Source organism: Klebsiella sp. MS 92-3, from assembly GCF_000195655.1.
In the GTDB taxonomy this organism is placed as follows: Bacteria; Pseudomonadota; Gammaproteobacteria; order Enterobacterales; family Enterobacteriaceae; genus Klebsiella; species Klebsiella pneumoniae.
In genome coordinates this window covers 22,759-26,440 of record NZ_GL882854.1, presented here as the reverse complement: position 1 = coordinate 26,440, position 3,682 = coordinate 22,759, and the positions used below count along the sequence as shown (strand labels likewise).

The following is a 3,682-nucleotide window of genomic DNA, read 5'->3' as shown; positions in this document are numbered from 1 at the left end:
CGCGGACAAAGGGCGACGCGCTGAGGCGGGGCGAGTTACTGACTGCTTTCCGGGCCGCGCTCTCCGCGGGCCACCGGATTGTGCGGGTTGCTGCTCCATTCGTACCAGCCGCCGTCGTACACCGCGACGTGCGGCCAGCCCATGGCGCGGGCATACATAAAGGTTTCCGAGGCCCGCCAGCCGGTCCCGCAATAGAACGCCACTTGCTGGCTCGGCAGAATGTTCCACTGGCGCCACAGGGCAGCGATATCGTCGGCGCTGCGCATGGTGCCGTCCGGGTTATGGAAATCCTCCATGTGCGTGGAGTCGCTCCCGGCGTGGCCCCAGCGGGCGCCAGCGATGTCGCCCTTCGGCTTGATATAGCTGTAGCCGCTGGTGGTGCCGATAAACTCCGGCCACGAGCGGACGCTGACCAGCGAGGCGTCCTGACGATGCAGCAGCCCGCGGGCTTGTTCGGTATCCAGCATCAGCTGCGGCTGGCCGGGGATCGGCGCGCCGAAATCAGGCGCCGGCTGCTGCGCCGGCGGCATACCGCGCTCTACCGGCAGCCCGGCGTCGGACCAGGTCTGCCAGCCGCCGTCAAGCAGGCGCACGTCTTTGACCCCGGCGTACAGCATGATCTGCGCCACCCGCGCTGCGGCGTAGACGTCGCGACCATAGAGGATCACCGTGGTGTCATGCCGGATGCCGTGCTTCGCCAGCATCGCCTTCAGCTGCGCGTCGGACACTTTATTCCACAGCGGTTCGCTCTCCACCTCATTGGTATCGATATAGCCCGCGCCAGGGATATGGCTCAGCAGATAGAGCTTCGGCGCTCCCCAGGCGGCTTCAAACACTTTCCAGTCGCCTGCCGGGGCGGCGGCGACCGCTTTCCCTTGCTGTAGGTCGTGCAGCCACTGGGGGTAGACCAGCTGTTCAAAGTGCGGCAGCTTTTGCAGACGGTCGGTCTGGCTCAGCGCATCGCTCAGGGTGCTGAGCCGGGTGAAACCCGTTTGTTTCAGCCGCGCCGCGACGCTGGCGTTATCCTCCGGGCTGCCGTACAGCGCGATGGGGGTATCGGAATGGAGCTGGTGCTGCTTAGCCCAGGCGCGCAGCTGATCGTCGCTCATGGCGCCGAGCCAGCGGGCGGAAAGATTGAGGGCCTGCGGCTCATGGCCTTCCGGGCCGTTGGCGCGCTGCGGCCAGCCGTTGTAATAAGCGCTCAGCCGGGTGTCGATGGCCACGCCGTGCTGCTGTTGCAGGTGGGAGAGAGTGAGCGCTGGCATGGTTTCAGCGGCGCAGGTAGTGGAAGCAGCAAGCCCCATGAGCAGGGCGAGTGCGGTCAATTGAGAAACACGTTTCATCGAAATGCCCGACGGTAAAAAGTGGAGGGCGTATTCTCCACTCGCCAGGCGCCGATTTCTTTGCGGTAACGCAGGTTTGCACGCTATTGTCCTTCATTGCCAGCGCTCCATCGCCAGGCAGCGCCCCGTCGGCGGGCAGTCCTCGCGATCGTGGGTCACCAGGATCGCCGGAATGGCCTGGCGGGCCAGTTCTTCAAAGACCCAGCGGCGGAACCCAGCGGCGGAACCCGGCGCGCAGGCTGGCATCCAGGCGGCTGAAGGGCTCATCAAGCAGTAATGCCTCGGGGCGCGCCAGCAGGGCGCGCAGCAGGCTCACCCGCGCCCGCTGCCCGCCGGAGAGCGTGGCCGGATCGCGCGGGGCGAAGCCCGCCAGCCCGGCGCGGCTAAGCGCTTCCTCCACCGCGGTTTTTCGCGCCTCGCCGCGCACGTTCTCCGGCAGCGCCAGCTGTAAATTTTGCCCGACGCTGAAATGGTCGAACAGTAACGGGTCCTGAAACAGAATGCCGATGCGCCGCTGCTCTGTCGGCAGCGTATCGCAACGCCGTTCGTTGAGCCACAGTTCGCCTCGGGCGCGAAAATCGCCGGACAGGGCGCCAATCATCCAGGCAAACAGCGTTGATTTCCCGCTACCGGAGGGGCCCATCAGCGTCAGCACCTCCCCCGGGGCTACCGAAAAGGCGACCTCCCGCAGCAGCGGCTGGCGTCTCACGCTCAGAGTCAGATGGTTTACGGTTAGCACTAGCGAAGTCCTCGTCGATAGCGGCCTGCCAGCCAGGCCAGCAGAGCCGTCAGGGTAAAGCATACCGCCGGCAGCAGTAATTGCCACAGCGCCTGAGCGGCGAGCGTCTGCGCCTCGCCGCCGCTGCTGAGCGCCACCGCCTGGCTGGTGAGCGTCGGAATTCGGCCAGCCCCCAGCCATAGCGTTGGCAGATACTGCGCGATGCTCACTGAGAAGCCCACCGCCAGGGCGGTCAGCAGTGGGCGAGTTAGCGAAGGCAGGGTCAGCAACCAGAAAATACGCGTGGATCCCCAGCCGAGCGTGCGGGCGACAACCGTCAGCCGCGGATCGCGCTGGCGCCAGGCCGGGCGCAAAATAAACAGCATCCAGGGCACCACCCACAGCAGATGGCCCCACAGGACGGTCCACCAGTCACCGTCAAGCCAGGCATACAGCGCCAACCGGTACTGGCCGTCGGCCAGCGGCAGGGCCGGCAGGACCAGCGGTAGCCAGACCCAGCCATCGCCTCGCGCCGGGCCGCAGGCCAGCCACAGCAGGCAGACAGCCGCGCCGAGGGCGCAGGCCGCCAGCGCCAGCCCAAGGCTGTTGCCGAGGGCATCCATCTGCGGCGGCGCCGAGCGCGCCAGCCCCGCCAGCAATAGCGCGCCCAGCAGACCGCTCAGCGGCAGCAGCGCCGCCAGCAGGCGGCCGGGCAGGGCATGAGGATGCGGGTGACGAACACCGTGCAGATCGGGCTGGTACTGGCGCTGTAGCCGCCATCCGCTCCAGGCGACCAGCGCCAGCCCGCCGAGGCTCGCCATCAGCAGCAGGCTGGCCAGCGCCCCTTTGGCCTGCTGCAGCTCATCGCCCTGGCTTAACCATTGCCACGCCAGCACGGCGAGGGTGGGCGGATTGCCGGGCCCCAGCACCAGGGCGACGTCTACCGCCGACAGGCTCCAGGCGGTGGTGGCCAGCAGCACCATGCCGAGGGCGGGCAGCAGGGCGGGCAGCACCAGCCAACGCAGGCACTGCCAGCGGCCGTAGCCGAGGCTCTTCAGGGCGGTCGCCTGGTCGGCGAGGCGTTTCTCTCCCAGCAGGCCATAGATCACCCACAGCACAAAGGCGCTCTCTTTCAGGGCCATCGTCAGGCCAAGCCCGATGCCGTACCGGTCAACCGGCGGCGTCAGAAACGGCAGCCGCTGCCAGAGCCAGCCCCCTTCGGCGAACAGCAGCAGCGCCGCCGTCGCCAGGGCGAGATGGGGCACCGCCAGCAGCAGCGGCAGACGGGAAGCCAGCCGCCGCCAGCGGGCCGAAGGCCAGAGGGCGGCGACGATGGTCAGGGCGATCAGCAGCGCGCCGCCGACGGATAACAGCGTGGAGACGAGGGTGGCGGCCAGCGCCTGGCTCAGCTGCGGGTCGGCGAACAGCGCCCGCCAGTGGGCCGGGGAGCGCGCAGCGCCCACCAGTTCCCCGGCGGCGGGGAGCAGCGGCAGATAGATCGCCGCCATCGCCCCCCAGGCCAGCAGGATCAGTGGGTACCGTAGCGGCGCAGCCATTCCTGCTCCAGCGCGTCAACCCATGCCGCGTGAGGCTCGGCAAGCACCGGCGGCAGATCCTGCGG

General features: G+C 68.1%; 3 protein-coding genes and 1 pseudogene. All 4 read right to left on the bottom strand.

From position 1 onward, the window contains the following. Window positions 1–35: 35 nt before the first annotated feature. Entirely contained in the window at window positions 36–1,343 is a 1,308-nt protein-coding gene (locus HMPREF9538_RS04615; protein ID WP_009486070.1) for a sulfurtransferase, read from the bottom strand. Window positions 1,344–1,436: 93 nt separating this feature from the next. Then, window positions 1,437–2,082: pseudogene (locus HMPREF9538_RS04620) on the bottom strand (ATP-binding cassette domain-containing protein). After that, the gene (locus HMPREF9538_RS04625) at window positions 2,082–3,617 is read right to left on the bottom strand and encodes an ABC transporter permease subunit (protein WP_009486068.1); all 1,536 of its coding nucleotides are present in this window, start codon (window positions 3,615–3,617) and stop codon (window positions 2,082–2,084) included. The pseudogene HMPREF9538_RS04620 and the gene HMPREF9538_RS04625 overlap by 1 nt, the downstream one beginning before the upstream one ends. After that, window positions 3,590–3,682: hypothetical protein (locus tag HMPREF9538_RS33430; protein ID WP_274900686.1), on the bottom strand; the 93-nt coding region annotated here is incomplete at its 5' end. The genes HMPREF9538_RS04625 and HMPREF9538_RS33430, both read right to left, overlap by 28 nt.

Excerpts from the sequence above, each read along its gene's own strand:
- HMPREF9538_RS04615 (WP_009486070.1), bottom strand. The coding sequence starts at position 1,343 with ATGAAACGTGTTTCTCAATTGACCGCACTCGCCCTGCTCATGGGGCTT.
- HMPREF9538_RS04625 (WP_009486068.1), bottom strand. The coding sequence starts at position 3,617 with ATGGCTGCGCCGCTACGGTACCCACTGATCCTGCTGGCCTGGGGGGCG.